The sequence below is a fragment of the Bartonella sp. AP331QHHD genome (assembly GCF_042195905.1).
In the GTDB taxonomy this organism is placed as follows: Bacteria; Pseudomonadota; Alphaproteobacteria; order Rhizobiales; family Rhizobiaceae; genus Bartonella.
Genome location: NZ_JBHIPG010000010.1, coordinates 36204 through 52151, shown reverse-complemented (window position 1 = coordinate 52151; position 15948 = coordinate 36204). Strand labels below are relative to the sequence as shown.

The window sequence follows — 15948 nt, the reverse complement described above, 5'->3', positions numbered from 1 at the left end:
AATATATGCTGTTTAACTTTCTATTTTCTTCCCATTTTCATATATATAACTTGGTTTATACATCGTTACCAATTCTTCTGCCATCGTTGGATGCACTGCCATCGTCTCATCAAAGATATCCTTCGTCAGCTTACCCTTGAGAGATATCCCTATAAGCTGAGCCATCTCACCAGCATTTTCCCCTAAAATATGAGCGCCCACAACAATACGGCTTTCACCGTCAACAATGAGTTTCATAAGCATTTTCTCTGAACTACCAGAAAGAACATTACGCATAGGACGAAAAACTGTACGATAAATTTCAAGACGCTTATAACGCTTTACCGCCTCCTCTTCTGAAAGACCAACCGTTCCAATCTCTGGCTGTGAAAAAACTGCTGTTGTAATTAAATCATAATCAGGTGTTGTTGGAATATTTTCAAATGCTGTCTTAACAAAACACATTGCATCATGAATCGCAACGGGTGTTAATTGAATATGACCTGTTACATCACCAACAGCCCAAATATGGGGGATATTTGTTGTCATTTTCTCATCAACAACAACTGCACCAAATTCATTCACCTTAACACCTGCCCGCTCAAGTCTTAAACCCGTTGTATTTGGTACACGCCCCGTAGCCAACATAATCTGATCGGCTCTGATTATTTTCCCATTTGATAAAACAACTTCATAACAATTTTCTGCAGCCTGCACTTTAGAAATTGTTATGCCATAAAGAATAGAAATCCCTTTTTCAATCATTGCATCGCTGAGCAATTGCCGCAAATCATGATCAAAATTACGAAGGATTAAATCACCACGATGAAGGAGTGTTGTTTTTACACCTAATTCATGAAAAATATTAGCAAATTCAACACCAATATACCCTCCACCAACAATCACTATTGATTTTGGGAGTTGATTAAGGTCAAAAATCTCATTAGAAGTAAGGCAAAATTCACCGCCTTCTATGGACGTATTTGGTGCAAGTTTTGCCCCTGTTGCAATCAAAATTTTTTCTGCACTTACCCGCTCACCCGTGGCAGAAAGCTCTAATGTGTGATCATCTATAAAAGTAGCACGACTTTCATAAATATGCACATTGTTATTTTCTAATCCCTTACGATACAACCCTTCTAACCTTGATATTTCTTTATTTTTAGCTGCAACCAACTTTTCCCAGCTAAAAATTGGATCCGCATATTCCCACCCAAAACCAACACTTTTCTTAAATTCTTTTACATATTGTGATGCATAAACATAAAGTTTTTTGGGAACGCAACCACGAATAACACAAGTGCCCCCTATACGATATTCCTCTGCTATAGCGACCCGCTTGCCAAGACCTCCAGCAAGCCGTGCTGCACGCACTCCACCAGAACCACTTCCAATAACAAATAAATCAAAGTCAAAAGAGCCCACGAATTATTCCTTCTTATACATCTGCAAGAGTAGGCTAAGATCTTTTATTATCAAATGAAAGTCTTTTTTTCTTTTGAAGAAGCCTTTTTTATAAAGCAGTATTCTAAAAAGACTTATTCTCATTAAAATATTTAAAACGGCGGGAAAACCGCCGCTATAAAAAAAATCAGAAATTGCCCATTGTTGTCATGATATCGATCAAGCTATTTTTTATTTTCTGAAGATTCTGATTTTATAGGCATATTTGTAGGCATAGTAGAATTATTCAAATTAAGTGTTTCAGACATCTCTTTTTTCACATTTTCTACAAGATCCCGCATAAGAGCAGTACGCCATATATCAAATGCTGAATAAGAATCACGTGCAATATTGGGGACTTCTGTCAAAAACTTTTTACCGGTATCAGAATTATAAAATGTTGTTATCGCATCAAGCTCTTTTTGAGTAAAATATTTTGCATATACGTGAGCAATCTCTTTTTCTAGATCAGAGCGCCTTTTAATTAAAGCAAGCGCCTGCTTATCAACAATATCAGAAATAGCTGTTGCCAAATTCGGATCATCGCTAATCAGTTCATTTTTGAAATCATGGACCGCATTTGGTAAAAAGCTATCAAATTGATCCGTTGCATGAATAGCTCTGATTGCCTTTCGCGCTGAATCTAAATGTTGATCACTCACACCTTGTGCATAAGCCATGCCAACATTCACAACAAAAATAGCAATTGCACTAAAATATACGACAAAACGCTGAAAAGAAAATATTATTTTCATTTAATGATTACCCCGATCGCTAATTATAATTTTAATTCGTTATTCTACCTAAAATCTTTAAGACCCTTTTTTACTGTGCTAACATATCATCATGTAAATGCCTTTTCTAAAAATCAAACGGTTCTAAAACTTTTATTTGACCATCAGCCATAGCGACAATTGCACGTGAAGCCAACCCCAAAAAAAGGCCATGCTCAACAACACCAGGAATAGCAAGAAGTGCATCCGATAATGGTTTTGGTTGCAAAATGCAGCCCCAAAATGCATCAAGAATAAAATGGCCACCATCTGTTTCAAAAGGATTTTTTCCATTCATTCGCAATGCAATTTTTCCAGAAAGCCCTAAATCATCAGCGACTTTTTCAATGGCTCTGCATGTTGTGTGGATACCAAATGGATTAACTTCAATTGGTAGTGCAAAAGCACCAAGTCTTTTTACCACCTTTGTTTCATCCGCAATGACAAGCATTGCACGAGATGCCGACGCTACAATTTTTTCATACAACAATGCTCCCCCTCCCCCTTTAATGAGCATCATCTCAGGACCAATTTCATCTGCTCCGTCAATATCAAGATCCAGCTCAGGTATTTGTTCTAAAGTGCTAACAGGCACTCCAAACTTATGACAGAGTTGTTCAGAATATTTTGAAGTAGCAACACCAGTCACCCGCAAACCATCCGCAACACGCTCACCTAGAAGATGAATAAATTCATTGACTGTCGAACCAGATCCGATACCAAGCCGCATACCATCTTCAACAAACTCAAGCGCTTTAATAGCTGCCATTTTTTTTAACTGCTGAACATTCATGAATAACTTTGCCTTCTATCCGTATAAGCAGCATTTATCACCCCTATTACCACCGATAATAATGATAATAAAAGATAACCTCTTGACGCAATCTATTTAAATTGACCATCATCTCTTGCTTGAAGAGATGTTACTCGTTATAGAAATATATGATAAGAATAAAATAGAATAATCAACAATTATCTTTTTTATTTCTTTGAGAATATTTGTTAGCATTTTTCTCATTCAATAAGAATTTTTGATTTATTTTGTGCTATCAATAGGATGCACAAAGATGCACATATCAATTTTTTTGAAAAAATTAAAATGATCAGATATAAAAAATCATCTATTTCTAGAAAACTGTAGATTATTATCTCATTTCAATAACGTTGATAAACTTACCAATTTAAATACCGTAAAATATTATGAGAAAAGTCTTCTGTTATTTTTTGTTTTGTCATTATCCAAATGTGAAGCAAAATATGACTGATTATATGTTTTTATGAATGCTGTCTGTGCATATTCCATGGTCTATGAAACCCTAGCGAAGACCAAATAATATCTCCACCTTTGGTCATCATAACGCTTCCTCGTGATAACAATTGTTGAGGTATAAATACTATTTTTGCCTTCTTGTAACAAGTTGGATTATGCATCACAAATGTCTGAATGAGAATATCTGCCTCTACACATTGATCTGTTTCTCTCTGTAAAACGATCACTTTTAATCCATTATCCAATAAAGATGTACATACATGATAATCACAAATAAATTGTCCGTGTAACGAAGGACCATATTTTGTTGGTTTAATCGTTTCATTCACACGAAATGACTTTTTCCATATGGATGTCGTGAACTTAGAAATATGGTAACGATCAATATATAATTTTTTATCATGAATAACGCCCACGAGGCGCATATTATCTGCTATAATCAGTTGTACAGGTGAATGCAATACACAAATAGAAACACCTGCCAAAATAAACAAACTAAAAAAGAGCCGGATGGGTGTTTTGCAAAAAGTCAGTCCAACCAAGCCTATGCTCAATAAAACTAACGCTGATAACGGCATAAAACCAGGATTCAAATCAGGAGAAATAGCCTTGATAGCATGTGCAATCTTTATTACAAGATCAACTCCAAAACCCATAATTTGAAGAGGAAGCCATTCGAATCCTCCTAACATTGCAAGAACTGCGATTAATCCAAAGGGAATGACAAAAATTGAGATGACAGGCAAAGCAAAGGCATTACTGATAATGCTCAAAGATGCCATATTAGAAAAATGATAAGCAGCATAAATTCCACTTGCACTCCCTGCAACAAAGGAAGAAGCACATGTTGAAAGAATCGATAAGAAAACAAAATTTATCACTCCCCCTCCAACATAAGAGGGAGTTGTTTTTCTTTTACGAAAAAATGATCTTCCACTCCACCAATCAAAAAAAGCGATCAAAGCAGCAGTCGCAGAAAAGGACATTTGAAAGCTAGGACCTAATATTTCATGGGGTGTCATCGCCAGAGTTATCAACCCTGCAATGGAAAAATTACGCATTGTTATAGCAGAGCGATTACACAATATAGCAACCAACATAACAGCAATCATCACAAAACTTCTTTGCGCTGATATTGCTAAGCCCGACAATAACAAATAAAAAGCTGTTATCATAAAAGCAACGATAGCAGCAAATTTTTTACTGGAATAATAGGAAGAAAAAACTGGAAAAAATGCTAAAAAACTACGGATACTCAAAAGAACTATGCCGCTTAACAACGCCATATGTAAACCTGATATTGATAAAATATGAGCTAATCCAGCTGTACGTAATGCTTCATTTGTCTCATTTGAAATACCAGCACGCTGCCCTGTTATGAGGGCAGCTGCAACACTCCCCTTTTCTCCTTCAAGGGCTATACGGATTCTTTGTGTCATCTTCGTGCGTAAATTTTCAATTTTCTGTAGAATGATAGCGAATATTCCATCAGGCTGCGAAACGGATATTTTTCTTGGTTTTCCTAAATAAACGCCTTGTGCTCCAATTCTTTTAAAATAATTATGAAAACTAAAATCGTAGCCTCCTGGACGCACCGGCCCAGAGAATGCACGAATCTTAACTTTTCCATGCAATCCATCACCAATCGCTAAGCCAGATGGCAAATATCTTGCCGATAAACGAACACGATGAAGACTATGGCGTAATACGGGATTTTCTGTATTCAAAATATCCAAAACTAAACGAAATCCTCCTTTGGCACCTGACTCAATAGAAACAATTCTTCCCGTCAATGTAGTGACAATGTCACTGCTTAGCATGGGTGTTGCAATACGCCACGTTTCTATTTTTGCCGCTAAAGCACCCAATATAATACAAAACAGAAACCCCACGGGAATCGATATTTTTCGATAAAAACGTGCTACATAGAATATTCCCAGAAAAATACTGACCAACGCCCCCAATTGTCCCCAACTTGGTTCCCACTCTAAATGAAAATAGAAAATGATTCCTAGGGCAAAAAAGACTAAAATCAGCGAAAAAAGGATACCAAAAGAAACTTCTTTATTAATACAATCTTCTAACCATTTGCGAAAAAAAATGATTACTTCTTTTAAGAGTGTCAATAAAAAAAGTTTTTGTTGATTATAGCTACTGTTCTTTGCATCATCATACCTAGAAAAAACACTCTGCCCTATCTGACATGGCTTTTTTCTTTCTGTAACAGATTTTTCGGATAAACCCTCTTTACTTTTATAAAACATCAGTCCCCCACTTTAACTCGCAATACGGCTATTGCACGCCCCATCACTTATGCTAACATGACTTTTCTATAAAATTCCATAAGTAATATCTTAGTTTAAAGGAAAATATTCGTGTCTGTTATTACTCGTTTTGCCCCTTCACCCACTGGCTTCCTTCACATTGGTGGTGCTCGTACTGCTCTTTTTAATTGGCTTTATGCAAAACATACCGGTGGAAAAATGCTTTTACGAATTGAAGATACAGACCGAGAGCGTTCAACCGAAGCAGCTGTAAAAGCCATTATAGATGGCTTGCACTGGATGGGTCTTAGTTATGATGGCGCCCCTATTTCGCAATTCGAACGAGCAGAACGTCACCGCCAAATCGCTGAACAGTTGGTCAAGAATGGCAAAGCATATTATTGTTATGCTTCACCTGAGGAGTTAGCTGAAATGCGTGAAAAAGCCCGTTCAGAAGGGCGCCCACCACGTTATGATGGACGTTGGCGTGACCGTGATAGTTCTGAAGCTCCTAAAGGTGTTAAGCCTGTTATTCGCATCAAAGCCCCTCAAGATGGAGAAACGATTGTACATGATCGTGTTCAAGGTGATGTCCGTTTTCCTAATAAAGATCTCGATGACTTCATTATTTTGCGTTCTGATGGTTCGCCTACCTATATGCATGCTGTTGTCGTTGATGATCATGATATGGGCATCACACATATTATACGTGGTGACGATCATCTTACCAACGCAGCCCGACAAACGATTATCTTTAAAGCAATGGGATGGGACATTCCTGTTATGGCCCATATTCCTCTTATCCATGGTGAAAACGGTGCAAAATTATCAAAGCGACATGGTGCGCTCGGTGTTGATGCCTACCGAACAATGGGATATCTTCCTGCTGCTTTGCGCAATTACCTTGTCCGTTTAGGTTGGAGTCATGGTGATGACGAACTGATGTCACTTAAAGATATGATTTCTTGGTTTGATATTGAGGATATTAACAAAGGTGCTGCTCGTTTTGATCTCAAAAAGCTCGATTCCATCAACGGACACTATATGCGTATGAGTAATGATCAAGAACTTTTTGATGCCGCTCTTAATATTCTACCAGAAACCGATAGGGGAGCACAAATTATTGAAAGACTTGATGAAAAACGCCGTGTTCAATTTTTAAAAGCAATCCCGCATTTGAAAGAACGTTCAAAAACACTGTGCGAACTGATTGACAATGCCTCCTTCATTTTTACGCAACGACCTTTACAACTTGATGAAAAAGCTCAAATGCTCTTAGATAAAAATGGACGAACCATTTTAAACGATCTTTATCTTGCTCTGAAAGCGTGCCCCTCTTGGGATACAAAAACTCTAGATGAAACACTTCGCTCTTTTGTCCAAACACAGAATCTCAAATTTGGATCTATCGCCCAACCACTTCGCGCAGCTCTTACAGGATGTGCAACATCACCAGGTGTTTTGGATATTCTTATTTTATTAGGACGCAATGAATCCCTTCATCGCATCAAGGACCAACTTATCACAACAATATGCCCATGATGTGCACTGAGTATATTTCCTCAAATAAGGATCTATACAGATATCTCAACGCGCCCTAAAAGAGTTTTTTATGTTATATCATTGAAATACATTTCTTATTGAGTAATAATGATCAATAAGGAAATATTTTTAGATTGCATGTACTCACTTTTAGAGGCAATCTACCCTTAAATAAGTAAGAAAAGCTTCAGTTATACATCCCCCACTCTGATGAAGCAGAGTCTTAATTTTTAGAAGTGAAGGATCTGAAAGGAATACCGAATGTCTGAGAATAACGCATATATTATTGTGAATGATAAAAAAGTAGAGCTTCCCTTGCGTAAAGGCACGAGTGGACCTGAAGTCATTGAAATTGCTTCTCTCTATAAAAAAACCGATATTTTTACTTATGATCCTGGTTTTACTTCAACAGCTTCTTGTGAATCAAAAATTACTTATATCGATGGTGATAAAGGCATATTGCTTTATCGTGGTTATCCTATTGATCAATTGGCTGAAAAAGGAGACTTTCTCGAAAGTTGTTATCTTTTACTTTATGGTGAACTCCCAACACAGCAAGAAAAAAATGAATTTGATCGATGTATTATGCAGCATACCATGGTCCACGAACAATTTGCACGCTTCTTCCATGGCTTCCGTCGTGATTCTCATCCTATGGCCGTCATGGTTGCCTGCCTTGGCGCTATGTCTGCGTTCTATCACGACTCTATTGATATTACAGATCCTCACCAGAGAATGATTGCTTCTGTTCGTCTTATCTCAAAAGTTCCAACGCTTGCTGCTATGGCCTATAAATACAGTATTGGACAAGCATTTGTTTATCCACGTAATGATCTTAGTTATGCTGCAAATTTCCTCCATATGTGTTTTGCTGTTCCTTGTGAAGAATATAAAACAAACCCTGTGCTTGCTCGGGCGATGGATCAAATATTTACCCTTCATGCAGATCATGAACAAAATGCTTCTACATCTACGGTACGTCTTGCTGGATCCTCAGGTGCTAATCCGTTTGCCTGTATTGCAGCAGGTGTTGCATGCCTTTGGGGACCAGCACATGGTGGTGCCAATGAAGCATGCCTAAAAATGCTACAAGAAATAGGTTCTATTAAAAGAATTCCTGAATTTATTGCACGTGCAAAAGATAAAAATGATCCTTTCCGCCTTATGGGCTTTGGGCACCGTGTCTATAAAAATTATGATCCACGTGCAAAAATCATGCAAAAAACCTGTCATAAAGTTTTAAAAGAACTCAACATTCAAGATGACCCTCTTCTTGATATTGCAATAGAGCTTGAAAGAATTGCCTTAAGTGATGAATATTTTATTGAGAAAAAGCTTTATCCCAATGTTGATTTCTATTCCGGCATTACATTAAAAGCTCTAGGTTTTCCAACTGAAATGTTTACTGTCCTTTTTGCATTGGCGCGCAGTGTCGGGTGGGTGGCACAATGGAAAGAAATGATTGAAGACCCTGCACAAAAAATTGGTCGTCCTCGACAACTCTACACAGGCTATGCTATGCGTGACTATGTTCCTATAGATGAACGTGCAAATTAAAAAAAGAAATCAATAAAGCTTCAATTTACTGAAGCTTTATTGAGAGTAATCAAAAAACATCCTTTAAAAATTTTTATAAAACGTGATTTTAAAACTCTTTCTACAGAGATAACATCATCATAAAAATTTACTAAAAAATTCTAAGTTTTAGCTCTGTAAAGAAATTGAGAATACTCTTCTGCAAATTAGCCAAACATTTAGCAAAAAGAAATTGAAAATTTTACCTTATAATCCTCATTATCTTTAATGGAAATGTATTCCCTATCATTCCCCCATGTTTAAAAGCCTTATTACATATTAAAATCTAGCAATGTCAGAATTTTTCTTTCTATCTTCTTCAGATAAAATTGCAAAAAGCTTACATTAAGTGCTTCTCTAATTAGAATAAAAACACTTTTACATTTTGTCCTGTTAAAAGCTGAAATTTTCTTTGTATTTAAGTTGATAGTTTTTCTTTTAAAGATAAATTATTGATTTTTAAATAAAATTATTAAAAATCACCCTATAACCAATAAGAGGTGACTTTCTTTCCTATATTTTTTATTCCCATACTTTATAAAAAGAAATTATTTTTTTGATAATGATATTCAGCATAATGATAGCAAAATGAACACAGATAAATTTTTTACATTGCTCCAAAAGAGCTTACAGATTATAAAAATTCATGATGGTTTCATATTTGCCAGCTTATCTAATAGGAGAACATAATGAAATTATTAGCAGGAGCTCTTATAATAAGCGCGACACTGTTTACCCTATCGGCCAATTCTCAAACGCTGAAAATTGCAAGCGATGCTTCTTATCCGCCATTTAGTTATATTGACTCAAATAACAAACTGCAAGGGTTTGATATTGATATATCTTATGCGCTTTGTAAAAAAATGAATGTTGAATGTACTATTGTCACACAAGACTTTGAGGGGATGATTCCCGGTCTTCTTGCCAAAAAATATGATGCTATCGTTTCTTCCCTTTCTCCTACAAAAGAGCGCTTACAAAAAATTGATTTTACAGATCCTTACTACAACACAGCACTCGCTGTTATCGTTACCAAAAATTCGGAAATTAAAGAAATCTCAACACAAGCCTTTAGAGGTAAAAACCTTGGTGTACAATCAAATACAACACAAGCTGCATATGCGGAAGATCATTATGCCTCTGAAGGAGTTAATATCAAACTTTATCCTACAGCAACAGAAGTTAATCGTGATCTTTTAAGCCATCGGCTTGATATCATCATCTTTGATAAATTAAAAGCATTAAATTGGCTTGAAAATGAAGGAAAAGACTGCTGTCTCCTCTTGGGAACTCTAGAAGAAACAAATTTTCCTATTGCAATTGCACTCCGTCAAAATAATAATGATCTTAAAAACAGTTTTAATAAAGCAATAGAAGAAATCCGCGCCGATGGAACCTATGAGAAAATTATGAGAAAATATTTTACTTTCGATATCAATTAGATAGTACTATGAATTAAAACTCAATCTGTATATTTAAGGGGTATCTTTAACTCTTTATTGAACATGCAGGTATAATTGGAAATTCGGCATTTTTATAAGAAAATTTACATTTATCAAAATAGCTTTTAATTGCTCCTTGAGATCTAAATATTTTGTAGAATCTAATGACAACAATAAGGTTGTATTTTTACCGTATCAAAATCTAATTTTTTTATGTTCAAATTTAATAGCCTTATTTTCAAGAAAAATCCTCAGTTTTTACTCATGAAATGATTCAAATCAATCATTTCGTGAAAATTAAGCTATCATACAAGCAATAAGATATTTATTCTTTTTTTATCAATAATGCCCAACATAATGATCTAAAATAAACATCAATAAATTTTTGAATTGCTCCCAAAAAGCTTACAGATTATAAAAACATAATGATTTCATATTGCCCGCTTATCCAATAGGAGAACATCATGAAACTATTAGCAGGAGCTCTTATAATAAGCGCCGCACTATTCACCCAATTGGCTGATGCGAAAACATTAAAAATTGCGAGTGAAGGCACCTATCCTCCCTTCAGTTATATTGACTCAAATAATAAATTGCAGGGACTTGATATTGATATATCTTATGCACTTTGTAAAAAAATGAATGTTGAGTGTACTATTGTTACACAAGACTTCGAGGGAATGATCCCTGGACTTATTGCAAAAAAATATGATGCTATCATTGCTTCCCTCTCTCTCACACAAGAGCGTTTACGAAAAATTGACTTTACAGATCCTTACTACGATACAGCACTGGCTGTTATTGTTACCAAAGCTTCGGGAATTAAAGAAATCTCGACAAAAGACTTTAGAGGTAAAAATCTTGGTGTGCAATCAAATACAACACAAGCTTTCTATGCAGAAGATCATTTTGCCTCTGAAGAGGTGAAAATAAAACTCTATCCTTCCACAATAGAAGTGAATCGTGATCTTTTAAATCATCGACTTGATGTGATCATTGTTGATAAATTACAAGCATTAAATTGGCTTAAAAATGAAGGAAAAGATTGTTGTCTCCTCTTGGGAACTCTAGAAGAAACAAGATTTCCTGTTGCAATTGCAGTCCGTCAAAATAATAATGATCTTAAAAATAAGTTCAATGAAGCTATAAAAGAAATCCGTTTGGATGGAACTTATGAAAAAATTATGAGAAAATATTTTACAAGTGATGTTTATTAAATATCAATATGATATTTTAATGAAACCCGTTGGTTATTGCTAAAAAATATTATCTAACTCTTTCATGAGGAATACAAGAATGATTGAAAATTTAGCATTGCTATCATTTAGCAATGGTGGATGGGGAGCAGTTATACTTTCCAGTGCAGGAATGACTTTGTCATTGGCATTATGTTGTGGACTTCTAGGATTTCCTCTAGGGCTTCTCAATGCAGTGATGATTCGATCCAATATTAAGATGGCCAAAGCTATGGCACGCCTCTTTTCAACGATATTTCGTGGGCTACCAGAGCTTTTAACTTTGTTTTTAGTTTACTACGGATTACAAAGCCTTATTCAAAATTTATTTGACTATTTTAGTTTTGAAATCATGTTCAGTATCAATGCTTTTGTTGCTGGTGTTCTTGCCCTTAGTATGGTTCTTGCAGCTTTTTCTTGTGAAGTTTGGCTTGGAGCATTTAATATTTTTGATAAAGGTCAATATGAAGCAGCTAAAGCTTTAGGACTTTCACGGTCAACCACATTTTTTCGTATTGTCTTCCCTCAGCTCATCCGAAATGCCTTGCCAGGACTTTCTAATAATTGGCTTACTTTACTGAAAGATACATCCCTTGTTTCTACCATCGCGCTTGTTGACCTCATGCGACAAACGAATCTAGCTGTCGCTGCTACCAATAAACCCATGCTATTTTATTTTGTAGCATGCTTACTCTATTTGTTATTTTCAGCGGTTTTTACTGCAATCTTACGCCATTTGGAAACATACACTCAAATAGGCTATAAAAAGGTGCTAAGTCAATGATTCCTGAGTGGCTTTATTTTCTTTTTAATCCTGATCTTTTAAGTCATTATGGACCCAAATTTATTAATGGCTTTATTGTTACTGTTGAACTTGTTTCTATTTCTTGTTCTCTAGGCCTTTTTCTTGGTATGATTATCGCTTTTGCACGTCTATCAGAGAATACATTTTTACAATATTTTGCAAATGCTTATGTCTATTTTTTCCGTGGCTCTCCTTTATTAGCTCAACTCTTTCTTTTTTATTATGGGCTTGGTTCAATGAACAGTTTTTGGCAACAAGTGGGGCTATGGTGGTTTTTTCAAAACGCGTGGTATTGTTGTCTTTTTATTTTTACACTCAATTCTGCTGCCTATCAATCTGAGATCTTTAAAGGAAGTTTTCTATCCGTAACAACTGGACAACGCGAAGCATCAAAAGCTTTAGGTTTAAGCAACTCTGTCACATTTTTTAGAGTTATTCTTCCACAAGCAATGATTGTAGCATTACGCCCCTTAGGAAATGAGTTGATTTTAATGATTAAATCCAGTGCTGTTGCCTCACTTATTACTGTTTATGATTTAATGGGGGTTGCTAAACTCGCTTATTCACGGACTTTCGATTTTCAAGTTTACGTTTGGGCTGCTCTTATCTATCTCTTTATCGTTGAACTCATTCATCGTTTTATTGTTTTTATCGAGCAGCGCCTCACTCGATATTTACGGTAAATAAAATGATCATAAAAACAGTATCAAATCAAAATGTTGAATTAATCAAGTTCTTCATCAATGAAAGAATAAAATAAGATGAATTTGAAAAATAATAAATCGATCTCTCCCAGTAAAAACCCTGTGATCTCTATCCAAAATCTAAATAAATGGTATGGAAACTTTCAGGTCCTACATGATATCAACTTTAATGTTCAAGCTGGTGAACATATCGTTATTTGTGGACCATCCGGATCAGGAAAATCAACGTTAATTCGTTGTATTAATCAATTAGAACAAGCACAAAAAGGTTCAATCTGTATCCATAACGTTGATATCCATACTGCACCTATACAACAGCAAAAAAATGTTCTTCGTAAGATAGGAATGGTCTTTCAGAACTTTAATTTATTTCCCCACATGAGCGTTATACAAAATTGTATTTTAGCACCTATGACCGTTCAAGGGCTTTCCAAACAACAAGCACAAGAACGGGCAATTCGTTACTTAACGCATGTTGGTATTGAAAAACACTGTGAAAAATATCCTTTACAACTTTCTGGTGGGCAACAACAACGTGTTGCGATTGCCCGTGCACTTTGTATGGAACCCGAAGTCATGCTTTTTGATGAACCAACCTCTGCTCTTGATCCAGAAAGTGTGGGAGAAGTTTTGGAAGTGATGGCTCGATTAGCCGATACAGGGATCACAATGCTTTGTGTTACCCATGAAATGGGCTTCGCACGTAAAGTCTCAGAAAGAATACTCTTTCTAGAAAATGGAAAAATTGTTGAAGATGCAGCCTCTGAAGAATTTTTTACCAATCCTAAAAGCCAACGTGCTTGTAATTTTCTTGCTAAAATTAAATATTAATCATTAAAATATTGCTTTATTTATACAATTTTATTCCTGCTTTTTAAAAGAGTGATAATTGTTTGTGCGCCAACAACCCCCGATGGTACTTCAGTTTTCATTTTCTGTTCTACCATCTCAAAGGAATCAAGTTGTGCCTGTCGCAATAAAGGATTAGCCAAAAGTTGTTCTACCTGTCTTGCTAACATGCCAGGACGGATTAATTCATTCAAATATTCCGAAACAATAGGCTTATCAGCAATAATATTTGGAAGAGCAGCACTCCATAACATCATTTTAGGAAAAATAAATAATTTAGAAAAGAAATCAAGTTTATAGCAAAGAACCATAGGAACTTTTGCTAAGGCTAATTCAAGTGAAACAGTTCCATGTGCAGCAAGAGCAACATTTGCTTGTGCAAAAGCACGCCATTTTTCATCTTCACCAACTACAATTTCTATCTTGCTTTTCCAGCCCTGCACAAAGTCCCGGATTCTATCTACCAAATGAGGTAAGGTTGGTAAAATAATACGTAAATGAGGAATACGTTGTACAAGAATCTCTACTGTTTCTCGAAAAATAGGCATTAAGGAACGAATTTCTGAATTGCGTGATCCTGGCAAAATAACTAATGTAGGCGATAATGTTTGTGTATCGATCAAATTTCTTTGTTCTAATTGGCTTTTTTTTTTCTGACTGAACTCTCAAAAGGGGAGGATATGTCAAAAGACGATGTCCAACATAAGTCGTGGCAGGGCCTCCCAAATCTTGCATAATCTTTTCTTCAAAAGGAAAAACCGCTAAAACATGATCAACAAATCCACACATAGCTTTTGCACGCTCTGGCCTCCATGCCCAAACGGTTGGTGCAATATATTTAATGATAGGAATAGAAGGCGCTAAAGCACGTACCTTTTTTGCAATACGATGCGTGAAATCAGGACTATCAATAATAATTAAACAATCAGGTTGTTCTTGTGCAATAAATTTGGATAAATTGCGAATATGTAGCAACAACAATGGTAGTTTTTTCAACACCTCCTTTAAACCTATTAAAGCAATATCATGGGAATCAAAAAAGCTTTTTAAGCCTAATGCCTTTAAATGGCTCCCCCCAACACCAATCAAATGAATATTGCATCCTATCTGTTGTGATAAACAAGAAATTAGATCGGCCCCAAGTAAATCACCAGATTCCTCACCTGAAACCACTGCAATCTTTAAGAAACAATTATTCATGACCAAACTTTTCAAATGTCTCTATAAATAAAGAATATTTGTTGGCTTTTTCTATTGTTGTTTTCACTGATAATATTAGACTTCTATTTGCCTCCACCGCAACACCAGATAAACCACTCTTTGCAATATTCATTATTGTCGCGGGCCCAATTGATGGCAAATCAACGCGATTATCCTGTTGTGGTTTTGCGCATTTTACAAGAATGCCACCTTTAAGGGGAATTTGCCCTCTTTCTCGCATTTCACAAATACGCCACAACATATTATCAGTTCCCTCAGCGCCCTCTAGAGCAACCACCCTTCCTTGGACAACGACAACGGCTTGCCCGATATCTAATTGACCTAAAAGCTTTGCTGCTTCTACTGCTAAAAAAATATCTTTTTTCTCTTTTGGAGTAGCGCGCCGTACTGTTAAATTAAATTCTATGGGAGCTAAAAGATCTGGGACTATTTCGTGAGCACCAATAACACAAAAACCGTGTGCTTCAATAACCCGTATAAAAGCTTTTAATAACGCATCATCTCCCCTCTTCAAAGCTCCGATTAACTTAGGAAGAGCTAAAAATGTTGTCCAGTCCAGTCGCAATTGTTTAAGAAGTGGACGCTTTTTCACACCACCTGCCAAAACAACATTATATACACCAGCCTCTTTTAAAATTTTAACGAGTCGTGCTAGCTCTACAATTGATAGCTCGCAATGCTCATAGCGATAAAGAACAGAATCTGCCTCACCATGCAAAAGCACAAGAAAAGGATTTTCTCCATTCTTCTCAAGAGTCTGCGCAACAGTAATCGGTAGAACACCATTTCCTGCTATAATAGCAGTACGGCCGGAAAGAAAACTTCTGGCTCCCCAAATAGGCATTT

General features: G+C 36.0%; 12 protein-coding genes and 1 pseudogene. 7 read left to right on the top strand and 6 right to left on the bottom strand.

Translation table 11 applies throughout. The features are described 5' to 3' along the window. Positions 1–12: 12 nt before the first annotated feature. The 4 genes from gor to ACFIMS_RS01310 all read right to left on the bottom strand — a co-directional run bounded on the left by gor (position 13) and on the right by ACFIMS_RS01310 (position 5729). Complete coding sequence (gene gor / locus ACFIMS_RS01325) at positions 13–1404, bottom strand: glutathione-disulfide reductase (RefSeq protein WP_375620794.1); 1392 nt, start codon at positions 1402–1404, stop codon at positions 13–15. Positions 1405–1607: 203 nt separating this feature from the next. Next, a complete protein-coding gene (locus ACFIMS_RS01320) occupies positions 1608–2177 on the bottom strand; it encodes a DUF2059 domain-containing protein (protein WP_375612140.1) in 570 nt (189 codons plus the stop codon). 106 nt (positions 2178–2283) lie between these two features. Continuing rightward, positions 2284–2988, bottom strand: a complete 705-nt coding sequence (gene rpiA / locus ACFIMS_RS01315; protein WP_375613478.1) for a ribose-5-phosphate isomerase RpiA — start codon at positions 2986–2988, stop codon at positions 2284–2286. 482 nt (positions 2989–3470) lie between these two features. Then, entirely contained in the window at positions 3471–5729 is a 2259-nt protein-coding gene (locus ACFIMS_RS01310; protein ID WP_375613477.1) for a ComEC/Rec2 family competence protein, read from the bottom strand. 111 nt (positions 5730–5840) lie between these two features. Here ACFIMS_RS01310 and gltX point away from each other — a divergent pair, with 111 nt between their 5' ends. From gltX to ACFIMS_RS01275, 7 genes are all read left to right on the top strand, one after another. Next, positions 5841–7271, top strand: coding sequence for a glutamate--tRNA ligase (gene gltX / locus ACFIMS_RS01305; protein ID WP_375613476.1), 1431 nt, complete (start codon positions 5841–5843; stop codon positions 7269–7271). A gap of 261 nt (positions 7272–7532) precedes the next feature. Continuing rightward, on the top strand, positions 7533–8828 hold the full coding sequence (gene gltA / locus ACFIMS_RS01300; protein WP_375612136.1) for a citrate synthase: 1296 nt from the start codon (positions 7533–7535) through the stop codon (positions 8826–8828). Between the two features lie 707 nt (positions 8829–9535). Continuing rightward, positions 9536–10288, top strand: a complete 753-nt coding sequence (locus ACFIMS_RS01295) for a transporter substrate-binding domain-containing protein (protein ID WP_375612135.1) — start codon at positions 9536–9538, stop codon at positions 10286–10288. A gap of 464 nt (positions 10289–10752) precedes the next feature. Next, positions 10753–11505 (top strand): transporter substrate-binding domain-containing protein, encoded by a 753-nt coding sequence (locus ACFIMS_RS01290; protein ID WP_375696310.1) that lies wholly within the window; start codon positions 10753–10755, stop codon positions 11503–11505. 79 nt (positions 11506–11584) lie between these two features. Further along, positions 11585–12307 (top strand): ABC transporter permease, encoded by a 723-nt coding sequence (locus ACFIMS_RS01285; RefSeq protein WP_375612133.1) that lies wholly within the window; start codon positions 11585–11587, stop codon positions 12305–12307. Continuing rightward, entirely contained in the window at positions 12304–13011 is a 708-nt protein-coding gene (locus ACFIMS_RS01280; protein WP_375612132.1) for an ABC transporter permease, read from the top strand. Before ACFIMS_RS01285 ends, ACFIMS_RS01280 begins: the two co-directional genes overlap by 4 nt. Positions 13012–13089: 78 nt before the next feature. Further along, a complete protein-coding gene (locus ACFIMS_RS01275) occupies positions 13090–13863 on the top strand; it encodes an amino acid ABC transporter ATP-binding protein (protein WP_375612131.1) in 774 nt (257 codons plus the stop codon). A gap of 20 nt (positions 13864–13883) precedes the next feature. On the opposite strand, the pseudogene lpxB reads toward ACFIMS_RS01275, so the two are convergent. Further along, positions 13884–15081, bottom strand: a pseudogene (gene lpxB / locus ACFIMS_RS01270) (lipid-A-disaccharide synthase). Beyond that, positions 15074–15946: an LpxI family protein gene (locus ACFIMS_RS01265; protein ID WP_375612129.1), complete on the bottom strand. Its 873-nt coding sequence runs from the start codon at positions 15944–15946 to the stop codon at positions 15074–15076. Before ACFIMS_RS01265 ends, lpxB begins: the two are co-directional and overlap by 8 nt. Between the last annotated feature and the right edge of the window lie 2 nt (positions 15947–15948).